Origin of the sequence: Caballeronia sordidicola, assembly GCF_000729995.1 — a bacterium.
GTDB classification, from domain to species: Bacteria; Pseudomonadota; Gammaproteobacteria; order Burkholderiales; family Burkholderiaceae; genus Caballeronia; species Caballeronia sordidicola_A.
In genome coordinates this window covers 651,334-670,553 of the sequence record NZ_JNFG01000199.1, presented here as the reverse complement: position 1 = coordinate 670,553, position 19,220 = coordinate 651,334, and the positions used below count along the sequence as shown (strand labels likewise).

Genomic DNA, 19,220 nt, shown 5'->3' with positions numbered 1-19,220 from the left:
CGCGAGCTACTGCGAGAGAACGATACCACTTGAACCGTCCAGCGCAGACTAATGCGTTAACCGAAGCACACCCAAATTGCCCGCGATTTGTTGGAAGATGGCATTGAGTGTCGCGTTGTCCGGCGCGTGATAATAATTTCCTGGACTGGCGCAGTTTTGCATCGCTTGCTGCGCAACCGAGTTTGAGGCATCGCTGCCGAAGGTGATCGCATACACGATCACGCCGCTCTGCTTGATTGCTGTGCACACAGCCGACTGGAAGGTGTTGACGTCATCAGGCCAGCCCGCGTTGTTGCCGCTCGACGGATCTGCCGGATTGCCGCCATGCAGTTCCGCCGAGTCGGTCTGGCCATTGCTGAGAGTAGTCCCGTCTGTTCGCACCACGGTAGGGGCGGCGAGACTGCGTGAGCCGACACCTGACAGGCCGTTGAAATAAAGGTCGTTTGGAATCGTGCCGGCCGCGCCAATCTGGTTCTCGCCATCCGTCAAAACAATCATGACGCGTTGTAGTCCAACTGTGGTCTCCGGCTTGGGAAAACTTGAATCGGTTGAAACCCAGCCATTGCCGTTGGATACGTTGTTGGACCACGATGACGACAGCATGCGCCATCCCCACAGCAAGCCCTCTGGAATGATCGTGGAGCCACCCGCGGTCATGCTGGAAATAGCCTTGGTAAGTGTTGACTGGTTGTTGGTCAGAAAGGTCACCGGCTGCGCGATGCAGTCGCTGTTTTGCGTCAGAGTCGACGTCCCACCACGACCGCTCTTGGATACTTGATCATAGTAGATCCCGAGACCCGAGCCGGGCACGCTTGACAAATAACCGCTGCATTTGTTGGGCTCGCCATTGCTATTGAGCGTGACTGGCACACCGAGTACCGTTTTCGTGGTCGACTGACCACAAGACTGATTGGTGTATGAGCGAATTTGCAGGCCGGCGGCCGGTACGTTGTAATAATACGGCGTGAACTTGAGCGTGTCAGAAGGGGAGTACGCATTCGGATACAGGAAGCTGTTCGCGTCCCGCGGTTCGACCGCGCAGCCACCCCATCCGGCAATTTGATTTTTTGCGGTCATTCCGACATTCGTCGTATTGTAGGCGAATGACGGATTCATCCAGGTACCCCCAGCGGGCAACGCGCCAAGGACATTCACGGTGCTGGCGAAGGGCACGAGACCGACGTAGTAGGTGGAGACCGCCTGCGAATACAAATTTTGCACGAGACTCGTCGTCGCCGCCTGGAGACCCGCCATCTTGCTCGGCCCGTTCCCTGACCCAGATGCAGGATCGTTCATGGAGCCGGTGTTATCCAGGACCATCACGAGTTCGAGCGTGCTTTGCGGGAGATACAGCGCGGTGTTGTCGGCAGTCAAGGGCGCGGTGGTCGGAAAAGTCGTGGTTCCGGAACCAGAACCCGAGCCATTGCCGGACGTCCCTGGCAAGACCACGGGGGCGATCAGTTTCAAGCTGCCCGTCGCGGACAATTGAATGGTTTCTCCAGCGGCCGGCGTCCCGGTCACCGTGGCCAGGAAACCGCTGTCTGGCATGGTGAGGGACATATAGCCGGTTGGCATGTTCGCGTTGTAGTAGGCGCGCGCGTCTTTTTGCCATTGAGCAACCGAGAGATTTGCGCCGTGCGCGAGATCAATACCTGCGGAAAGTGTCGCGACGTCGAGCGCCGACTGCATGCGCGAGTGCGTCATGCCGCCGTCGATCGTGTCGAGCGCAATGCACATGCACGCGATCATCATGCTGCCGCATACGGCAAACACGACCGTGACCGCGCCCTGGTCCCTACGCATCAAGGCAGTAGTGCGACGCAGCTTCGGCTCACTCGCACGGGCGGAGCGGTTATCGCGAAGTTTCCTGGCGGTGCGAGTCAACATTATCCGGCCACCAGTGTGAGCGGTTGAAGAGTACGCGGCCGCACGTAGATGCGTTCGTAAAGAGTCTGCGTGCCCGGAGCACCCGGCCATAAGCCGGCCGTCATCGCGAACGGATTGAACGTATAGAAGACCTCGACCACGATGGCAGAGTCTCCATTGCGGAACGGCCATGTCGCGGGAAGAATATTGCCGGGGGTCACCGCCGTCTTCATGCCGCTGCCGTTCCATGGGGCACTCGCCTGCCACCAGATTTTCGGGACGCCAATCGCCATGGTCGGGGGGGGCATCGCGGGCCACACGCACGATGACGTAGTTTCGCATATCGAAGTAATGATTACGCCACCACCCTGGTTCAAGCTGTTCGGTGCGCTTAGCTGTGCCGCTGCGTTCCAGATCGAGCCAAGGTCGTTTGAGTCGGTGGTGGCGGTGGTGTTGATGACATTGGGCGTTTGCCCGAGCGAATCGGCCAGCGTGAAAGCCGTGTGCTCCAGCGCGCTCACCGTGCGCATGTACAGGTAGATCTCACTGAATCCCACCATCAACAGCACCATGATCGGAATGATGATGACCAATTCCACTGCCACGCTGCCGCGGTCCGAGCGAAGCAGCGTCCGAAGAGTCGCGCGGAACCCCAAGTGTCTGTGCGAGCGTGCTGTGGCGAATGCAGTTGTCATTTTTCGTTCTGCACAATGTAGTTGCGCTGGAAAGTCAGCAGGGGAATGCCAACCAGTTGTGGAATACCCGAGATGCCCGGCGTCGTGAACGTGATGTTGTACGACACGACATCACCGAGCAAGCCGAGCCCGGCGGTGTAACTACTGCTGCCGACATTGTTGTACGTGCTGTAGTCGAGCTCGGTGATGGTGAGAGTCGTTTTGGGCATGCCAGTCCAGCCACTCATGATGCTCGTCACCATCTGTTTCGCCTGGGTCGCACGCGTGCCGGTCGCAGGGTTCGTCGTCGTCAGCCCCACGCGGGACGCGGACTGCGCGGCGATCTGCACGGTCGCGTCGATCATCATGTCGACCGCGAGCTCCACGGTACCAAGCACGAAGATGAACACGAACGGCGCGGCGATTGCGAACTCGATCGCCGACACGCCGCGGTTGTCGCGGCGCAGCGCGCCAAGGAAGCGCACGAAGCCGTGCAGGTCCGTTGCTTTCATCGCACGCTCGACGCCTGGATCGAGGCCGTCGGAACGGCCGTAGCCACAGTCGCAGGATGGCCGGCCGTCTGCGTCAGCTGGGCGCGCTGGATTTCATAGAAGCGCAGATTGTCCTGTACCGACGCCTTCGGCAACGTCTTTCCAAGGATTTCGGCTGCGGCCTCGGTATTGCCGAGCAGCCCATAAGCGAGCGCCAGATCCTGGCGCGCCTGCGGTGGGGCTTCCGGATAGCGCGTGACGTCGAGCAGCACGTTGGCGCCCTCGCGCGGATTGCCACCAAGCACGAGCGACAAACCCAGGTTCACGCTTAGTAGCGGGTCGCCCGGATTGGCCTTTAGCGCTTGTCGCAACACGGCTTGCGCGCCTGCGTGGTCCCCCTTCAGGTCGAGCGCCGCGCCCAAACCCGCCGACGCCATTGGATCGCCCGGCACGCGGGAGAGTACGCCTTGATAAGTCGAGATCGCATCGTCGAAGCGGCGTTGATGGATCGCGACACGCGCAATGCCGATCAGCGGCGCCACTGCGGTTGGATCGAAACTGCTGGCGCGCTGGTAGTAGACGCCCGCGCGGGTGAAGTCACCGACTGCGTATAGCGTATCGCCGAGGCCAGTCAGGCCCGGCACGGACTTCGGGTCGGCTTTCACGACCTTGTCGAAGAGTGATGTCGCCAGTTCGATGTTGCCCGAGTCGAGGGCGGTGGACGCGATGCGCATTTCCCCCATCGTGCCCGGCGACGAATTTCGGGTCACCGGGCGCGCTTCGGTCACATGCTCGGTCGTCGTGCAGGCGGCGCTCGCGAGCAGTAGTGAAGCGCCTGCCGTCGCGAGGCACATGCTCCGCAACATTCGGACCCCTGAAGATAGAACGGTGGCCGACGTTGTCTTAACGGAAGAAAGCAGGGCGGATGAGTTCATTTTTTGTGGATCACTTCGAGAAGCTGAATGACGGCCGGCCCCGCTGCGATCACAACGACCGCCGGAAGAATGAAAAGCATCATCGGAAGCACCATTTTTGGCGCCAGCTTGGCCGCTTTTTCTTCAAGGGAAACGATGTGCGTCAATCGTTCGGTGCGCGACAGGATACGCAGTGCCTGGGTGATCGGGGTGCCATAACGCATTGATTGCGTCAGCGTCGAGATCAGCGCGCGGATCGAGGGCAGGTCGATGCGCTCCGCGAGACCTTGCAGCGCGCGGGTGCTATCGCCGGAAAGCTTCAACTCGTCGGCGGTCAGTGAGAATTCCTCGGACAATGGCGGGCAGATCGTCGCGAGTTCATCGGCGACGCGCCGGATGCTGACGGCAAGACTGTTGCCAGCATTCGTGCAGATCACGAGCAGGTCGAGTGCATCGGGCAGGGAGCCGGCCATCTCTTTGCGCCGGCCTGATGCCCTAAATGCGATCGCATATTCAGGCAGCATCATGCCGATCACGAAGGCGCCCATCATGGCCGCGCCGCGTCCGACCGGAAACGAGCCAATCAATGGAATATGTTGACCCAGCATTACCGTCGGCACGGCACACAGCAGGCCAAAGCAAAACTTGACGGCAAGAAGAACCGACACTGCATAGTGGTTGCGATAGCCGCTGCGGACCATCTCCTGACGAAGTTTTGCGCGGTACTTTGCGTCGAAGAGCGGCAGTTTGTCGCCGAATGCGGCAAGCCGGCCCAAGAGGCGGCGGCGGAAAGTATTTTCTTGTCCGTCGTCTTCGAATTCGACCGGGTCTGTCTGGTGACTGAGCGCGGCTTCACGCACACGCTCGGCGATACGCCCGCGTCTGCCGCCGTGTTTGGTCGCCCACCAGATCGCGAGCCCGGCAAAAAGCGCAAGCAGCATCAGCAGGTTGATTAGGGTCTCGACGTTGGACGGGCTCATCGCGAGGTATCCAGTTTCGCCAGCTTGTTGATTAGCGCCACGCCGAACACGACCGAGATCGCGGCGTAGCTCAGCAGTTTGTGCCCCGCCTCCCGTTCGAATAACACCATCATGTAGGGGCGGTTCATGAAATACAGGCACAGCATGATGCAGACCGGGATGGCCGCGAGAATCTTGGTCGTGATGCGGGCTTCGGCGGTCAGCGCCTTGGTCTTTTGCCGAACTTCCCGCCGGGTCCGGACGATGCCGGACAAGTTTTCCAGTGTCTCGCCGAGCTGGCCGCCGGTTTCCCGCTGCAGGAGCAGACAGACGCAAAAGAACGAGAAGTCGGCGATTTCGATCCGCCGCATGGCGACGGCCAGTACTTCTTCGAGATCACGCCCGACCTGCAGTGAATCGCTCATCTGCTTGAACTCGTGTTTCAGCGGCTCGGGGCATTCGTCGGCGGCCGATCCGATCACGTGCGTGACCGGCACGCCCGCGCGAACCGCGCGCACGATCGTATCGATCAGGTCCGGGAAACCATTGAGGAAGCGCTTGCGAAAGCGTTCGACCAAGAAGCTATAAGCGCGCATGGCCCCGAACACCGGCAGCCCCAGGATCAGGAGCGGTTTCGCGAAACCGGGCAGCGGCATGAAGTGCGTCATGAGAAGTGCAACCAGTTCGCCGGCAACCGTTACCGCAACAACGACGCGGATGCCACTGGTACCGGCAACCGTCCGTAGCCGTGAAAGCTTTGGCCGAAGCCAGCCGCTAAACACGTTGGCGGTTTTATCGACGGTGAACAGGTCCGAATCGACGTTGACGGTGCTCCTGTCACTCGCTAAATGACCTAAGAACGATTCACGCATGCGCATCCTGATCCGCGCGTCTGGCTGCTTATGCCGCATGTCCATGACGACGAGCGCCATCACGCCGCAGAGGATCACGCCAATGAACGAGCACACCGTGAAGACGTCGATCGCACTCATGTCCTCATTGCCTCCAGTAAAGACTCCTCCAGCCCGTAGTAGGCCGCGCGCGCTGAAAAGGCGGGCCTGACGGACGCACATTCGTACAGGCCCTTGACCTCTTCGCTGTAGGCGGTCGCGTCGTAGTGGAACGTGAACAGGTCTTGCGTGATGATGACGTCGCCTTCCATGCCGACCAGCTCGGTGATGCGCGTAACGCGCCGCATGCCGTCGCGCATCCGCTCGATCTGCACGATCAGGTGCACGGCGCTTGCGATCTGCCGGCGAATCGACATCAGCGGCAGGTTGCCGTTCGCCATCATGACCATGCTTTCCAGCCGCGTAATACCGTCTCGCGGCGTGTTGGCGTGGATCGTGGTCATTGAGCCGTCGTGACCGGTGTTCATGGCCTGCAGGACGTCGAATGCTTCGGCGCCACGTGTTTCACCGAGGATGATCCGGTCCGGACGCATCCGCAGCGCATTACGCACGAGGTCGCGCTGGGCGACAGCGCCCAGGCCTTCGGCATTCTCCGGCCGCGTCTCAAGGCTGACAACGTGCGGCTGCACGAGCTGCAGTTCGGCCGCGTCTTCGATCGTGATTGTGCGTTCGCCGAGTCCGATGAAATGTGACAACGCGTTGAGCAAGGTGGTCTTCCCGGACCCCGTGCCGCCGGACACGATGATATTGAGGCGGCACGTGCTCGCCAGTTTGAGCACGTTTGCCATTGCGATCGACATGTTGCCTTGTTGCGCCATGCGGTAGAGCGTGATATTGCGCTTCGAGAATTTACGGATGGAGATGGTCGCGCCGTGAATGGCGAGCGGGGGCAAGACGACATTGACCCGGCTGCCGTCGGCAAGCCGTGCATCGACCATTGGGCTGCTTTCGTCGACACGGCGCCCGACGCCCGCAGCAATCCGCTGCGCGACGTTGACGACGTGGGCGTTGTCGCGGAACTTGTACGCAGTCAATTCGAGCCGGCCGTTGCGCTCCACATAAACCTGGTCCGGTCCGTTGACCAGTACATCCGTGACGGTTTCATCGGCAAGCAGCGGTTCGATGGGTCCGAGTCCGAACATGTCGTTGAGCAACTCACCGACAATCTGCCCCTGCTCGGACATGGTGATGTTCAGGCGTTCCCGTTCGGCGATGCTCAGCACGAGCTGTTCGACACCAGGTTTCATCTGCTCGCGTGTCTTGCCGATCACCGCCGATGCATTCATGGAATCGAATACACCGCCGCGGATGACCTTGAACAAATCTGAGCGAACCAGCGCTTCGTTACCTTCGACCATCGGGGCATACGTGGCAGCCGGTGCATCCGGAACGGGTGCGCCGATCTTCTCGAATGCCGCCAGCGCCGCCTCTCCAGCGGTGGGAACGCATTCGGTCTGCGTTTGCGCGACCTGCTTTTGCCCGAACATCAAGCTTTCCTCAGTTTGAACTTGCGCAGCAGCGTGCGTTCAACTGCCGCGTGCTGTCCGGTCAGATCGTTTGCAATCCGCATGATCGACTGGTTGAAGCCGGTCGCCGATTTTTCCTTCGGTGCCTCGCCGAGGTTTTCTGCGATTGACAAGGACTTCGCTTCGAAGTGGACTTCGTGCAGTACGTTGCGGCCGACCGCCGACGTGAAATCGGCCGTCTCGACCTTGCCCGCGCTTGCCGCGTTAGGGCTGTTCAATAGCAGCGACGTCGCCGGGTTGTTATCGCGGTCCTCGATGTAGCGCAGCAGACGGATCGTTTGCCGCGTGGAGAACACGGTGCGATCGGTCACGAGATACACGCGCGAGGCGTTGTCGAAGGCTTCTACCGCGAGCGGATCAACCGGGTTGCCGATATCGAGCAATACATAGTGAAAGCTGTCGCACAGCAGTTGCACCACGCGCTTGAGTGCTCCCGCCTGATAGGACTGTGCAGCGTCGAAGTCCAGCTCGGCGGACAACACGAAAAGCCGGCTGCCCTTCGCGACGAGCGTGCGGTCGACGTACTGCGGATCGAGCCGGTGCACGTTCTGAAGGACATCGTTCAGGCCATTGTTGCTCGTGATGCCGAGCATGCTGTTCGCGGCGCCACCGTTCAAGTTAAGGTCGACATAGGCCACGCGCCTATGGGTTTCGTCAGCCAGATGGCGCGCGAGATTCAACGCGAGGGTGGTGACACCCACGCCTCCACGCGTCCCGGTAAACACGATTGTCTTGCCGATCCGCGCGGTCGTAATCGGGCTGATTTTGCCCTCTCCAACATTGATGGTTCTCTTGAGCAGTTCGACGGTCAGCGGTTTCACCAGATAGTCGCGCACGCCAATTTTCAACAGGCTGCGGAAGAGTCCGACGTCGTTTCGTTCGCCGAGTGCGACGACCTGGACCGACGGCTCGCACACCTCCGAGAGGCGGGCGAGGTCAGACAGCGGCATGGCGGAGTTATGCAGGTCGACTAGCAGGAAGAGCGGCGAGCGCTCGAGTTTTGCGACATACGCGATGGCGTCGTCAATCCCGCCGATCACGACATGGACATGGGGCATCGCCTGTTCGAGCACGAAGGTCTTCAGGACCCGCTCGGTCGCCCGGTCTGAGACGAAGGCGATGAAGTCGGCCATCCGCACGCCGGCACCGCCTTTCGTTAAATTGAACCCTGTCGTGCTCATAGCGTGTCGTCAATGAAGGTTGAGCGCATCACTTGGAATCGCGTGATGTGGTAGTGTCGAGCGGGATCACATGGCCGGTCTCGTAACGGCGTACGGCGCTCGCTGCGACGGCGGCATCGGCGGGTGCGAGCTTGCGCGGCGCCACGAGATCTTTTGGATTGGCAACCTGGGCAGCGAGGTTGGTGTACGTCGCGCAACCCCACTGCATGGACGGACGGTGCCAACCTGCATCGGTCAATACCGAGCCGCGAGCAAGCTCGGTGCAGTCTGGCGATACCGCATTCTTGCCATCGAATCCGATGACAGATTGATCGGGCATATCACGCGGCGGCTTGAAACAGCCGCTGACGCAGGTGGTTGCCGCACAGGCAAGAACGAGGGTGAGAATTCTTATGGAGTTCATGGCATCCGGCTCAATAAACGTATCCGGCCGCGCCGACGAGACGTGGCTCTACAGCCTGCGAAGACGCGCTGGCTGCCCGGTGTTGCTGGAAGCTGTATTCCACGTCATTGCTGGGCGATACGAGCGATTCGAGCGGCGTACGCAGCTTGCCCGGATCAGTTGGCTCGACCAGGTAGGGCGTGACCATGATCACCAGTTCGGTCTTGTTATTCTGGTAATTGGTCGACGAGAAGAGCTTGCCCAGGATCGGAATGGAACCCATGCCCGGAATCTGCGAGATGATGTCGGTCGTATTGCTTTGGAGCAGACCGCCGATCGCGAAGCTTTGACCGCTCGCGAGTTCGACGGTCGTATCAGCACGGCGCACACTCAGGCCCGGGACCGTGATGCCACCGGTCGTCACGCTCACTGTCGTGTCGATCTGGCTGACTTCCGGACGTACCTTGAGACTGATGCGGCCTTCGCTCAACACAGTTGGGGTGAAGTCGAGCTTGACGCCGAACTGCTTGAACTCGACAGAAATCGCGCCGTTGACCTGCGACACGGGGATCGGAAACTCGCCGCCTGCGAGGAAACTCGCCGTCTGCCCTGACAGCGCCACGAGACTTGGCTCGGCGAGCACGGTCACCAGACCTTCCTGGTTTAACGCGTCGACCAGGGCCTGAATGTCCGTGCTGCCGGTCTTGAACTGACCAAATAGCGAATAGGCATTGTTGGTCGGAAGATTGACCGGATAAGTGACCTGGCCATTGGCACCGGTTAGCGGCTGCGACAGGTTGTAGATGGGACGGCCGCTATAGATGCCGCCGAAGAAATTCCCTGCTGCATTGCCCAGCGCCTGCCAGTTGATCCCGAGCTGCTGCGTCACATTCCGGTCAACCTCGGTGATGCGCACGCGTAATTGCACTTGCTGCGGCCGATCGATCGTCATGCGATTGACCAGCACTTCCTTGTCGGCCAGATAAGGCGTGAGCGATTGCACCACGGCGTCGGCATCGGCAGCGTTAGCGGCTTGTCCAGACACTTGCAACGATCCGTTGCCCGCGCTCAATTGCAGATTCATTGATGGAAATCTGGCGGCAACCATGCTGTGCAGCGCGTCCATGTCGCGGCCGACCACGATCGAGCGCTGCAGCAACGTTTTGTTGTTCGCGCCCAGCACGTAGAGCGTCGTGGTGCCAGCCTTCTTGCCCAGCACGAAAACCGCCCTTGGTGAAGGGACATGAACATCGGCGATTGCCGGGTCTGCCACGAACACCGAGGTCGCGTCTTCGTTGAGGCGCACGAGGGTGCCCTTGCCAGCGGCGACATCGAGTGAACCTTGTGAAGCGACCGGTGCGTCGGCGGACAAATTGGCTGCGTTGGCCGCTAGCCGGGGCTGTGCGGCGTGTGCCGGCGCGGCGAGGATAGAAGCCGCCGCGCACAAGGCACATGCCGAGAGCCTCGTCGTGTTGGCATGCAAATTGAACGGCAATGTCATGACTTCCTGTCCTGGCGAATGGGTGCGAGGTCGAACGGCTTGCATGGGATCACCGCGGCGTGGGGACGGTTGGCAGCGGTGGCACCGCATCACCACCGGCCTGGGCGACGCTCGATGTCGAGTCGGCCTTTTCGGAACCTCTATAGACGGTCACGGATTTCGGCGTGGCCGGCGAGACCATCCCGCCTGCCTTGAGCGCAACAGGATGCGATTTGGGCAGGTCACGCAGTGCGCGAGAAATGTCGCCAGCCCAGACGGGTGCACGCGGCGCATCGCCGGATGCGGAGGCGGCAGCGGCTCCCGACGCGAGGGCATACGGATCGCGCGAGACCGTCGCAAAGCTGCGCAATGCGAGCGACAAGCTACCGAGCCGGGCTGCCACCGCCACGACCTCGCCCATGTGCGGTGTCACTTCGAGCGTTACGGTGCGAACACGCTCGTTGTGATCTGTCGCGTCGCCGCTTTTCGGGCGGTTGATATCGGATCCGGACGCTAGAACGCGAACATGCTCGACGACAGTTTCACTCGACACCGCCAGATCGGGCGAATCAGTCTTGCGGTCCATCTGCTGAGTGAGCAGCAGGTCCACGTAATCGCCCGGTTGAATCAGTCCGGCATTGCCGGAGACATCATCGACCGCAACCGATACGGCGCGCATCTCGGGTTTCAGCGTGGCGGCCAGGAAGCCGGGTGCGCTTGGAAGAATGACGTCGTCGGCGACAATGACCGTATCGCCGGTGACCGGATGGCGCAGCAGCGCGCCTTTTAGTTCGACCGCCCCGGGTGCACCGGATACGATGGCGCCCGGCGGCAGTGTTTTGACGGGAACATCCTTCCACTTGATGTCTTCGTCTCGCAACAGCAAGCCTTGTGGAAGATCTGCAGCGCTCACGCGTACTTTTTCCTGGTTGATGATCGCCGTGGTGGGTCGTGTCGCGCTCGCGACGACCACGCGTACGATCAATGCAACCAGGATGGCACCCACGATCAGGATTGCGAATTTAATGATATTAGACATAAGAATGCAGTCCTATCGCGCCAAAATCAAAGGCAGTAAAGCGGGCAGCATGATGACTGAGCCGCCCCCGAATGCGAGTGCTACACCGTAAGGGACACCTCGCGCTCCTGAGAACATCGCCAGTGCCCGCATGGGGAGTAAATGCTGGTCCTGGTCCATGTGTCGCGTCGCAAGGCTGACTAGCGAGACGAGTGTTCCGATCACGGAAATCAGCGTAAGAGTCGGCAGCCAGAGACTCGGGCCGGTCCACAGAAAAATGATTGAAGCCAGTTTTGCGTCACCGCCGCCGAGCATCTTTGCGGCAAACAATGCGGCGCAGATCACGAATACGCCGGATCCCAGAAGGAGATGCGCAAGAACGTCGCGCAGAGACATGCGAACGATCAGTGCGTTAAGGAAAAACAGCCCGCCGACAGCAAGGACCACTGGCGTGGGCAGGCGCCGGACCCGGACGTCGACGACAGCCAGCCATAGCAGTGCGCAAAGTACTACGAAGCGAATTGCGAGGGGCAGGAGTTGCACGATGGTGCGATCCGAGAACGGTGAATGAAATGGAGGTTCGAAAATACGGTCGAACCTCCTGGGGCGGTGATCAGTTGGCGGTGCTGCCAGCCTGGGCCGTCGTGATGGAACTGAACATGGTCGTAAACATGGTCTTAACGTCAGTGCTGAACGTCCCGGCCACCGCGCCAAGCGCTACCGCGACGATGCCTGCCAGAACCGCATATTCCATGGCGCTGACACCGCGCTCATCGCGAACGAACCATTTGATAAATTTGCGCATTTTTATATTCCCCTAACGTGATGGTTGGCGTCGGACCATCAGGTAAGTGAAAACCCTGAAGACCGACAGATCGCACCCAGCAGCCCTGATTTCCGAAGAGCAGACGCAAGGCAAATCTCGCCTCAGTTCGCACTTTTGGATACGGGGAGCGGGTGAATTACTTAACGACTGCGCGTAAGAGAACTTTAGGATTGGAAACAAATAAGTTCCGTGCGGTAAGAAATAGCGCTTGGTTTTCGTCGTCGCCAGACGAGTAGAAGCTAGTCTCTAGAGGTTTGCCGGCCGTTTTTTGTGGTTGCACATCGGTTTTTTACGAAGGGTTGAATTAGCGCCTGCGTCCTTAGGAAAAACCCTCGGTGCAACTAGTTTCTTATTGACACCCAGTCTGGTGAAAAGGCGACGCAGACTTAAGTGATCCTGATGGCTTGCAGTCGACCGATATTTGGGACTGGACGGCGCAAAGGCAGATCGATCGGCATCGGTCCGATTCGGCAGCACTTCGTACTCAAGCGATATCTGCTATGCACCTCGCTCCATCGAAGACGGCTCGCCGCCCGCTTCGACGCATGGCATCGTTTCGCCGAAACTGCGCAAAATCCGTCCGCTTTCTGAGCAATTGCGAGTCTTGTCCGCAAATGCGTTGCGATCGCTTTAACGTGACAGCGCTGAATGGGGATATCGAAGGAATAGAGGGGGCGCACCGATCAATGCGACATGCCGCAGTGATCGTGCGCAATACCGAAAGTGCTTCCGTAAGTTCCAGTCAGCCTGGACGGTTGAGCGTTTGAAACTTCGAAGGTCGGGACAACGCGGACTCGATCGAATAGGTCCAGGCGAATCGCGTGGTTTAGGTGGCCCGGGTGGCCATCGTTGATGGGCAGCGTGTTCCAGTTGCCAACGTGCGAAGAACATCGCGAAAAAGCCCTAGACGCGGCTGTGAATGAACGGCTTGGCCCCGGTTCCCTACCGCAGTACAAACAAGACGTCGTGCACTTCGTTCGCCCGATGTGGCAAGCAATCGCTGGTCAAATCGGGCAACTCACATTCAGATCGTTTGGGCCGACACGCGTTTCGACAACTACAAACGGGGCAGTCGTGGCGGCGCTCTTTAATGACGTCTTTTTCGTCGGTGTCTTTGCCGCGGGTGGCTTCCGCGTCGCACTCACCAAAACAATTTAGCTCACAGTCTTCGCGGTCACGGCCTTCTTGGCAGCTTTCTTCGCTACCTTCTTGACGGTAGTTTTTTTACCCACAAGCTGGGCGCTGCCCGCATCCGCCGCACCGCTGTCGGCACCGTCAACCAGAAACTTCGTCCGGTCTTTCGCCGCTGCCAGCCATGCGGGTGCCGGACCACGTCCGCTCCATGTTGCTCCGGTCTTCGGGTCGAGGTACTTTGCCGGCTGCGGCCCTTTACGCTGTCCCTTGGACGCAGGTGCGCCTGCAGCTACCGAGGCTTTCCCGACCGAAGTCTTGGCCTTACTCACTGGCTTCAGTGAATTCACACTCGCCGCGCGAACAGCGTCAGTGCCACTCGCAATCAGGAACTTGGCGCGATCCTTGGCCTCCGCAATCCACGCCGGTGCGCGACCGTGACCGGTCCAGGTGGCGCCTGTCTTTGGATGTTGATACTTTGGCGGGGTACTGCCCTTTAGACTTTTAACGACCTTCGCCTTGATGTTTGGAGCACTTCCATTCGCCGCTTTCGCATCGCGCTTTGCCTTTGCTTTGGCCTCGATGTCGTCCGTTGTCAAACCGTGCGTCAGCATGATTTTTCGAATTTGGTCGACCGCCGCTTGCGCCTTTTTTGCAATCAACGTATCCGCTTGCACCTGCAATTTCTTCATCTTTGCCTGGATCTGTTCGAGGGTGAGCATCGTGAGCTCCTTAAATGGACATGGCCGCACTATGCCATGAGCCTCGATAGTGTGAAAGTGCCGACAGGGTCGTCGCGTTACGCAGATGCAACCAACGATGGCGGTTGGACCGGTGAGGGTCCTTCGCGATTTGCGTTTATGAGCCACCGTTTGTGTACGCCCGATCATCGCGACACCAGCCAGCTGAGGCACTGTTTTTTTCAAAGCAGCGACTGTCGGGCAGTAGGACCGTGGTTTGATTCGACCGTCTTTGATGCGTGCCCGAAGCCTCGCTGGATAGGGGTTTTACTGAAACCGCCTCCCTGAAGCGAGGTACAGGTCACCATTTTCGTGACTTTTATGCAAAAAACCCCTCAATTCATGGTCCCAGACGTTGCGTCTTCAAGTCGGTGTTGTTACGCTGGCGCCCAACCCGAGAATTTGTACCTTTGCGTTAGTCGGTGACGGCGCAAAGGCAAAGGCCTTGGGCAACCTTTGACTAGAAGAGAGGCATTCATGGCAACAACCGCTACCAAGAAAACCGCTGCTCCCGCTACGAAGAAAGCGGCAGCGCCCGTTACGAAAAAAGCACCGGCTGTCAGCAAGAAAGCTGCCCCTGTCGCGAAGAAGGCAGCTGCACCTGCAGTAAAGAAGCCAGATGCGGCGGCTCCCTTGAAACCGATCAAGGATACGTTCACGAAGGCGTCGCTGACCATTCACCTGGCCGAGCGCTCGGGCGTGGAGCCCAAGGCGGCCAAGGCGTTGTTGGCGGCTCTTGAAGAAACGGTGCTCGCATCGATTCACAAGAAGGGCGCGCAGGAGTTCACATTGCCGGGATTGCTGAAGGTGGTCGCGCAAGATGTTCCGGCCAAGAAGAAGCGCTTTGGCAAGGACCCGTTCACGGGTGAAGACAAATGGTTTGCAGCGAAGCCGGCGTCGGTGCGACTCAAGGTGCGCCCGCTGAAGAAGCTGAAGGACGCCGCGCTGTAAGAAAAAGTGTTCTAGAGTAATAACGCCCCTCGCGACGAAAATCCGGGGGGCGTTTTCCATTCGCCGTCGTGGTCGAAGACGGGATTACAAAAAAATGATTGTTGGCCGCGAGCGAATTGGACTCCACGCCCTCGGGTGATGACCACGTGTCTCACCTGCAAACCCCATGACGTCGGCTTGTCCATATTGGCAATGGCAGCAACTCCCCGCGTTGCTATTCCCAGACGCCGGCGACCACTAGCCGATGTGCAGCAGCGACATCTGGCTTTCCAACAACGCGCGAAGCTCATTCGAATCGGGCCGTGTTCCCCAATTGCGGGCGCCGGCGACTGACGCAATCGCCATCCACGAATTTGGCGGAAACCACTCGCGCACAAGAGCATCATCTTTAAGGATGCGAAGACGTCCGGTCTGCGCGCAGTACTCGGCGCACAACTCTGCGTCTGCCAACTGCGCGGTAACTCGAAGGCTAGGGATTCGCAGCATGGGTCTCTCCAATAGGGTGAGGCGGTGACCGTGCAAGCCGCTGACACGACCGTCGTCGACGCAAGGCGAGACGAAGCGAAGCAACACGTCTATTGGACTGTGCACTACGCCACATTCGATGCGTTCGATGCGCGCTACCTGAAATTAACCATCAGGACGGCGCGGCAGCAGTGCGTTGGCTCACAGATAAGGCCCGCTCTTTCTCCTTTTCCTTCGCATAGTGATGACCCACGATGCACCCGCCCATGGCTCCAATTACGGCATGGTGACCTGCGACGTGGCCGGCCACTCCTCCTACCACCGCACCTTTCAGGCATCCCTCTGCGTGCGCCGTGCCGACAGCCGCAAGTAATGTCAGCGCCGATATTGCAGTGACCACATGCCGTGTGTTCATTTGTAGCTCCAAAAAGATGGTCGGACTCGGATGCCGTCCAGATCACTGGAGTCTATGTGCGGGTCGCGCTCACAAGTGAAACCGGCTTGCGAGATTGGTAACACGCAGTTACCGCTCGCACCGATGCCTCCGTCGCTGAGCAGCGTGCGCGTCTCTTAGATTAAGCTGTTTACGACCGGCTCGCAGCATGCTTCGGACGCTTGTGTGACTGGGTGAACACGGTCGGCCTTCCTGAGCGCGGGAAATGCTGCCATCCATATCGCCGCGACAAATAACGTACCGATGCCACCGAAGACGACACTCTCAACAGTCCCGAACATTGAAGCGACGACGCCCGACTCGAAGGCGCCGAGTTCGCTTGAAGCACCGATGAACAGCATGTTGACCGCCGAGACCCGTCCGCGCATGGCGTCAGGGGTCGCCAACTGGACCAGGGACGAGCGAATGTTGACACTGACCATGTCACTGGCCCCGATCACGACTAACGCCGCCAGCGACGCAACGAACGACCTCGAAAGCGCGAAAACGACGGTAGCGATGCCGAAGACGGTGACAGCGGAAAACAGTCTGGATCCGACGCGCCTGTTCAGGGGGTAGCGAGTCTGAAGGAAAGCGACAATGCAGGCGCCGGCCGCTGGTGCACTACGCAGCATCCCCAGACCGGCCGGCCCGACCTTCAGGATGTCGCGCGCGTAGATCGGCAGCAGTGCCGTCGCACCGCCAAGCAGGACCGCAAAGAGGTCAAGAGAGATGGCTCCCAGCACTATCGGTTGGGAACGGATGAATTCAATGCCCTCAGTGATGCGCGCGATGCGCCCCGTTGGCAGATCGGTGTGAACCGGTACAGGCTTGCGGCCACCGAGCGCAGCGAGTGCTGCCATCGCCGTCAGAAATGCGAGGCCGCAGCCCGCGTACGCGACGCTTGGACCCAGCGCGTAGGATAGCCCGCCAAGTGCAGGACCCGCGATCACCGCCATTTGCCACGCGGTGGAACCGCCGGCGATCGCGCGAGGCAGTTGCTCAGGCGGTACCAGCAATGGCAACAGCGCCTGCGCTGCGGGATCGGCGAGCGCGCGAGCCGAGCCGAGTACCAGCAAGACGCTATAGAAAGGCCACGGCGTGGAAACATGAAAGAGGGTGAGTCCGAGGAAAGCGCCGGCGCACAGACTTTGCAGTGCAAATCCCGCCGCTGCAAGCGGGCGGGGCGAGAATCGATCACACAGCTCGCCGGCGGGAAGCGTCAGCAACATCATCGGGATGAATTGTGCAATGCCGACAATGCCAAGTGACAGGGGCGTGTCCGACAAGCTGTAGATCGTCCAGCCGATCGCGACAGTTTGAGCCAACGCAGCCGCTTCCGACAAAAACCGGACGCCAAGATAAACCAGCAAATCCCGGCGGCGATAAACCTCTCCGTGTCCATGCACGACCATCGTCTCCCTCCACAAAATTTCCGCTTGCAGGCGGATGTCAGGCTCTTCATCTAAAATGCGAGCATATTGCTCATATTCCCATTTGAGAGGTACGCTTGGCTACTCGCATTACCAAGGCTTCGGGCGCGATGCGCAAAACGCCGCAGCAAGCGCGTTCGCGGGCCACCATTGACGCAATCCTCGATGCCGCAGCTCACATTCTGGGCGAGCGCGGCTGGGCAGGGCTGACCACCAACGCGGTCGCGGAAGCCGCTGGCGCCAGCATCGGGTCCCTTTATCAGTATTTCCCGGACAAACTCGCGCTGATCGATGCCGTGCGTCGACGGCACTTCGATGACGTGCTTGAGGTGCTGCACGCTGCCGCGAATCTCGAGACACCCCGGGCGGCCCGCATCGCGGTACTCGTTGACGGGATGATCGCGATGCATAGCCGGCATCCCGCGGCCCATCGGGTTTTGCTCGAAGAGAGCCCGCGCGGCGAGGATTCGCGCAGCGCTCACGATCTTTTCGCACGGGAGTGCAAGAAAGCCTATGAAGTTTTGTTCGCGGCGAACGTTCCCGGAACAGTGGATGATGTTTGCGTCGGCGCGCAGGTGCTTGCGGCGGCGCTTGCGGGTGCCGTGCATGCAGCAGCACGAGAAGGGCAGCTTTCATCGCCGGTCTTGAGGCGGGAACTGATCACCCTGGTGGACTCGTTCCTCAACACTCCGCGTCCCATGGCAATATCCAGGACTCCAGATAAGTCGCGGCGTCGACGGTCAGTCTGATGCTGATAGAGTTGATGATCCGAGACGTTAGGCGTCTTTCGGCTCGCATGCCACGCACGATGACGCCGGAGGACACTCAGTCCACGATTCAGGCATTCGGCTACTCGGACTTCGGTGCGCCGATTGATTCCGTTTGCCTAAATACGCTGCGGGAGGGCCGCAGCAAAAAAGTCGGTCACTCGACGCACGCGCGCCGGTACATACCGACGTTTTGGCCAGATGATGCTTATGTCTCTGACGTCAGCTATAAATTCGTCGAGAACCGAGATCACGTCCGGATGCCGGAGTTCATCGGCAAGAGAGACACCGGCAAACAGGCCAATTCCAACGCCGGCCAGAACACCGGCCCGGATTGTTTCGACACTGTTGGACGAAAGATTTCCGCGAACGGACACGCTGAATCGACCTTTCGGCCCGACAAACGGCCAATCCGCTGATTCCATCAGGCCGCCATAGAGAAGGCAATTGTGATCAACGAGCTCGGCGGGGGTCTTTGGTATTCCGCGTTGCTCGAAGTAGCGACGGGATCCGACGCATACGAGGGGAGTGCTGGCCACGCGCCTGACGACCGCGTCCGGTTCGTTGACCGGGCCCACCCGGATCGCCAGATCAATCCGGTCTTCCACCATATCTCGCACGGAGTCCGAAAGAATCATATCTACCTGAAGACCGGGGTTGAGTAACAACAGGTCGGGTATGAGTGGAAGTATGTGGAGGCGACCGAAAGTGGCGGATGCGGCGATCCTGATCTGACCCGACACATCAAGCGTAGTGCTCGTCAGTTCGCTGTCGGCTTCGTCCATTTCGTTAACAAGCGGTTTTGTCAGATCGTAGTACCTCTGCCCCTGATCCGTCAGGGTCACGCTGCGCGTGCTTCGGTTAAATAGCATCACGCCAAGGCGTCTCTCCAGCGCGCCGACGGCCTTACTGATAGCGGACTGTGACTCACCGGTTCTACGCGCCGCGGCAGAAAAACCGCCCGCTTCGACAACGGCGATGAAGGCGTTCAATTCGTGAAACCGATCCATTGCGTTCCTCTCGTTTGACTCATTCTCTTTAAGAATAGACCTTATAAGAAATCCGCGGATTA

The 19,220-nt window shown here is 59.6% G+C and carries 20 protein-coding genes; 2 read left to right on the top strand and 18 right to left on the bottom strand.

What is annotated here, in order from left to right:
- Positions 1 to 48: 48 nt before the first annotated feature.
- The 14 genes from FH08_RS0137780 to FH08_RS48935 all read right to left on the bottom strand — a co-directional run bounded on the left by FH08_RS0137780 (position 49) and on the right by FH08_RS48935 (position 14,081).
- Complete coding sequence (locus FH08_RS0137780; protein ID WP_235210629.1) at positions 49 to 1,887, bottom strand: TadE/TadG family type IV pilus assembly protein; 1,839 nt, start codon at positions 1,885 to 1,887, stop codon at positions 49 to 51.
- The gene (locus tag FH08_RS0137775) at positions 1,887 to 2,561 is read right to left on the bottom strand and encodes a TadE/TadG family type IV pilus assembly protein (RefSeq protein ID WP_031363314.1); all 675 of its coding nucleotides are present in this window, start codon (positions 2,559 to 2,561) and stop codon (positions 1,887 to 1,889) included. The genes FH08_RS0137780 and FH08_RS0137775 overlap by 1 nt, the downstream gene beginning before the upstream one ends.
- Positions 2,558 to 3,052, bottom strand: coding sequence for a TadE/TadG family type IV pilus assembly protein (locus FH08_RS0137770; RefSeq protein ID WP_031363313.1), 495 nt, complete (start codon positions 3,050 to 3,052; stop codon positions 2,558 to 2,560). The genes FH08_RS0137775 and FH08_RS0137770 overlap by 4 nt, the downstream gene beginning before the upstream one ends.
- The gene (locus FH08_RS0137765) at positions 3,049 to 3,897 is read right to left on the bottom strand and encodes a tetratricopeptide repeat protein (RefSeq protein WP_031363312.1); all 849 of its coding nucleotides are present in this window, start codon (positions 3,895 to 3,897) and stop codon (positions 3,049 to 3,051) included. Before FH08_RS0137765 ends, FH08_RS0137770 begins: the two co-directional genes overlap by 4 nt.
- Before the next feature lie 65 nt (positions 3,898 to 3,962).
- Positions 3,963 to 4,925 carry a type II secretion system F family protein gene (locus tag FH08_RS0137760; RefSeq protein WP_031363311.1) on the bottom strand — a complete coding sequence of 321 codons (963 nt, stop codon included), beginning with the start codon at positions 4,923 to 4,925 and terminating at the stop codon, positions 3,963 to 3,965.
- On the bottom strand, positions 4,922 to 5,896 hold the full coding sequence (locus FH08_RS0137755; RefSeq protein WP_031363310.1) for a type II secretion system F family protein: 975 nt from the start codon (positions 5,894 to 5,896) through the stop codon (positions 4,922 to 4,924). The genes FH08_RS0137760 and FH08_RS0137755 overlap by 4 nt, the downstream gene beginning before the upstream one ends.
- Entirely contained in the window at positions 5,893 to 7,302 is a 1,410-nt protein-coding gene (locus tag FH08_RS0137750) for a CpaF family protein (protein ID WP_031363309.1), read from the bottom strand. The genes FH08_RS0137755 and FH08_RS0137750 overlap by 4 nt, the downstream gene beginning before the upstream one ends.
- Complete coding sequence (locus FH08_RS0137745) at positions 7,302 to 8,522, bottom strand: AAA family ATPase (protein WP_031363308.1); 1,221 nt, start codon at positions 8,520 to 8,522, stop codon at positions 7,302 to 7,304. Before FH08_RS0137745 ends, FH08_RS0137750 begins: the two co-directional genes overlap by 1 nt.
- 28 nt (positions 8,523 to 8,550) lie before the next feature.
- Positions 8,551 to 8,925 (bottom strand): CpaD family pilus assembly lipoprotein, encoded by a 375-nt coding sequence (locus tag FH08_RS0137740; RefSeq protein ID WP_031363307.1) that lies wholly within the window; start codon positions 8,923 to 8,925, stop codon positions 8,551 to 8,553.
- 10 nt (positions 8,926 to 8,935) lie between these two features.
- On the bottom strand, positions 8,936 to 10,405 hold the full coding sequence (locus FH08_RS0137735; protein WP_035568342.1) for a type II and III secretion system protein family protein: 1,470 nt from the start codon (positions 10,403 to 10,405) through the stop codon (positions 8,936 to 8,938).
- A gap of 49 nt (positions 10,406 to 10,454) precedes the next feature.
- Positions 10,455 to 11,423: a Flp pilus assembly protein CpaB gene (gene cpaB, locus FH08_RS0137730; protein WP_031363305.1), complete on the bottom strand. Its 969-nt coding sequence runs from the start codon at positions 11,421 to 11,423 to the stop codon at positions 10,455 to 10,457.
- 12 nt (positions 11,424 to 11,435) lie between these two features.
- Positions 11,436 to 11,945 carry an A24 family peptidase gene (locus FH08_RS0137725; protein WP_051888829.1) on the bottom strand — a complete coding sequence of 170 codons (510 nt, stop codon included), beginning with the start codon at positions 11,943 to 11,945 and terminating at the stop codon, positions 11,436 to 11,438.
- 70 nt (positions 11,946 to 12,015) lie between these two features.
- Positions 12,016 to 12,207: a Flp family type IVb pilin gene (locus FH08_RS0137720; protein WP_031363303.1), complete on the bottom strand. Its 192-nt coding sequence runs from the start codon at positions 12,205 to 12,207 to the stop codon at positions 12,016 to 12,018.
- Positions 12,208 to 13,382: 1,175 nt separating this feature from the next.
- Positions 13,383 to 14,081 carry an H-NS family nucleoid-associated regulatory protein gene (locus FH08_RS48935; RefSeq protein WP_051888827.1) on the bottom strand — a complete coding sequence of 233 codons (699 nt, stop codon included), beginning with the start codon at positions 14,079 to 14,081 and terminating at the stop codon, positions 13,383 to 13,385.
- Positions 14,082 to 14,576: 495 nt separating this feature from the next.
- On the opposite strand from FH08_RS48935, the gene FH08_RS0137705 reads away from it, so the two are divergent.
- Entirely contained in the window at positions 14,577 to 15,050 is a 474-nt protein-coding gene (locus FH08_RS0137705; RefSeq protein WP_031363301.1) for an HU family DNA-binding protein, read from the top strand.
- 237 nt (positions 15,051 to 15,287) lie between these two features.
- Here the strand turns inward: FH08_RS0137705 and FH08_RS0137700 are convergent, their stop codons facing one another.
- The 3 genes from FH08_RS0137700 to FH08_RS0137690 all read right to left on the bottom strand — a co-directional run bounded on the left by FH08_RS0137700 (position 15,288) and on the right by FH08_RS0137690 (position 17,363).
- Complete coding sequence (locus FH08_RS0137700) at positions 15,288 to 15,536, bottom strand: hypothetical protein (protein ID WP_031363300.1); 249 nt, start codon at positions 15,534 to 15,536, stop codon at positions 15,288 to 15,290.
- Between the two features lie 151 nt (positions 15,537 to 15,687).
- A complete protein-coding gene (locus tag FH08_RS0137695; RefSeq protein ID WP_031363299.1) occupies positions 15,688 to 15,930 on the bottom strand; it encodes a hypothetical protein in 243 nt (80 codons plus the stop codon).
- Positions 15,931 to 16,085: 155 nt separating this feature from the next.
- Positions 16,086 to 17,363 carry an MFS transporter gene (locus tag FH08_RS0137690; protein ID WP_051888826.1) on the bottom strand — a complete coding sequence of 426 codons (1,278 nt, stop codon included), beginning with the start codon at positions 17,361 to 17,363 and terminating at the stop codon, positions 16,086 to 16,088.
- Between the two features lie 95 nt (positions 17,364 to 17,458).
- On the opposite strand from FH08_RS0137690, the gene FH08_RS0137685 reads away from it, so the two are divergent.
- Complete coding sequence (locus FH08_RS0137685) at positions 17,459 to 18,130, top strand: TetR/AcrR family transcriptional regulator (protein WP_051888825.1); 672 nt, start codon at positions 17,459 to 17,461, stop codon at positions 18,128 to 18,130.
- A 137-nt stretch (positions 18,131 to 18,267) separates the two neighbouring features.
- On the opposite strand, the gene FH08_RS0137680 is transcribed toward FH08_RS0137685, so the two are convergent.
- Positions 18,268 to 19,158, bottom strand: coding sequence for a LysR family transcriptional regulator (locus FH08_RS0137680; protein WP_031363296.1), 891 nt, complete (start codon positions 19,156 to 19,158; stop codon positions 18,268 to 18,270).
- Positions 19,159 to 19,220 lie beyond the last annotated feature (62 nt).